We start from the raw sequence: 217 nt of genomic DNA, 5'->3' as shown, positions 1-217 counted from the left end.
CCCCCAAGATGTTCACTTAGTGTCCCGTTCGTCTAGAGGCCTAGGACACCGCCCTTTCACGGCGGTAACAGGGGTTCGACTCCCCTACGGGATACCATCTTTAAACATTCTCTCTTGAGAGTTTTTAAAAATGGTTACTTCATAAGAAGTGATTAGCTCTTTAACAATTTGGAAAGCTGACAAAACAACAATTTATTGTTGTTTGTAAAGTTCTCAA

The 217-nt window shown here is 41.5% G+C and carries 1 tRNA gene; it reads left to right on the top strand.

The window, feature by feature from the left end:
• The first annotated feature begins 21 nt into the window (after positions 1-21).
• Positions 22-97 (top strand) — tRNA-Glu (locus IQR33_RS08685).
• Positions 98-217: the final 120 nt, after the last annotated feature.

The organism is Vibrio sp. OPT46 (assembly GCF_015163535.1).
Lineage (GTDB): Bacteria > Pseudomonadota > Gammaproteobacteria > Enterobacterales > Vibrionaceae > Vibrio > Vibrio alginolyticus.
This window is presented reverse-complemented; position numbering and strand designations above follow the sequence as displayed.